General features: G+C 67.4%; 2 protein-coding genes and 1 pseudogene. 2 read left to right on the top strand and 1 reads right to left on the bottom strand.

Translation table 11 applies throughout. The annotated features are described in order from the left end of the window. Both ACIRS4_RS37395 and ACIRS4_RS37390 read left to right on the top strand, forming a co-directional pair. Nucleotides 1-212 (top strand): hypothetical protein (locus ACIRS4_RS37395; protein ID WP_404204610.1); only part of this gene is annotated, 212 nt, incomplete at its 5' end. Nucleotides 213-333: 121 nt separating this feature from the next. Beyond that, nucleotides 334-876 (top strand): hypothetical protein, encoded by a 543-nt coding sequence (locus ACIRS4_RS37390; protein ID WP_404204608.1) that lies wholly within the window; start codon nucleotides 334-336, stop codon nucleotides 874-876. A 42-nt stretch (nucleotides 877-918) separates the two neighbouring features. On the opposite strand, the pseudogene ACIRS4_RS37385 reads toward ACIRS4_RS37390, so the two are convergent. After that, nucleotides 919-1,279, bottom strand: a pseudogene (locus tag ACIRS4_RS37385) (hypothetical protein); the annotation flags it as partial.

The raw sequence follows: 1,279 nt of genomic DNA, 5'->3' as shown, positions 1-1,279 counted from the left end.
AGGGCGGCCGCTACCACCGCCTCGACGGCTTCGACGAAGAAGTCTGGCGCTCCGCCGACGACTCCTTCCTCACCCGCATCGGCACCTGGGAAGGCATGATCGCGATCGACGACAAGATCGCCGCCACCAGCTCGGTCCCCCTGAAGATGACCGACGCCAAAGTCCGCGACACCATCACCTTCCTCATCGCCACCACCCGCGAACTCCAATAGATGGTGGTCATCGACGGCAGGAACGGACAAACGCCGCAGATCGCCTGGAGCAACATCCCAGCGGAGCGGACCACGTCGCCTGCGGGCGCGGAGATTCCATTGCCGGGGGTGAAGTGATCCTGTGAAGGCGATGACGGTAGTTCTGCTGGCCGTGGTGCTTCCCTTGGCGACGGCATGCGGGGGCGAGACGCGGAGTTCTTCGCAGCCGGTGTGCACGGTGACTCACCAGCTCAGTGTCGAAGCGACGAAACAGACTGAGGCGGGCGGGCGTTTCGATGCGGCGCTCGCGCGAGCCGGGCGCGACAGCCAACCGGTGATGATGATCGACATCACCCGCTCCGCCGGTTGGGCCGATGACTGGGACCGCATGACCGAGGTGCGGGCGGGTTCCACGGATGAACAGATCAATCAGCGTGCTCACACGACCGGACACTGTTGGCAGGGAACCGGTCGCAGCGGTACCGGGAACGGCAATGCGAGCGAAGGACCGCCGTCCGGCTACTACATCTTCACCAAGGACGACGGCGTCGGCGGGGCGGAGTTCGTTCGCGCCGTGCGCTGGTACGGGGACAAGCTTCAGCTGAAGATGAGCGGCCGCGACGTCCTGGTTCCCGACACCGTGATGTCTCGCACCGGCAACGGATACCTGCTGCCGGCGCCGTAGACCGGGATCCGGACCAGCGGTCGCCATCACGACCCGGCGGGTTCAGGAAGGCAATCGGTGGGTGCGGGAGGGGATGGATTCCAGGCCGTCGCCGATGCGGCGGGCGGCGGCGGAGAGTTCGGCGAGGTAGTGGCGGCGTTCTTGGCGGGTGACGTCGGGGCGGAGGGGGCCGATCTGGAGTTCCATGACGGCGTGGCCGCTGTCGTCGAAGACGGGGGCGCTCATGTAGCTGAGGGGGAGGGTGGCGTCGGAGTCGAAGGTGGGCTGGTCGTAGGCGCTGCCGCCGAAAGTGGCCAGCTGGGCCAGGACTCGGCCGCGGAGGTCCTTGTCGCCGGGGTGTTCGGCCAGGTGGGTGGCCACGTCGGAGAGGACTCGGAGGCCGGGGAGGCTGTCGGGTTCCAGG

It is taken from the genome of Streptomyces sp. NPDC101166 (assembly GCF_044768125.1).
In the GTDB taxonomy this organism is placed as follows: Bacteria; Actinomycetota; Actinomycetes; order Streptomycetales; family Streptomycetaceae; genus Streptomyces.
This window is presented reverse-complemented; position numbering and strand designations above follow the sequence as displayed.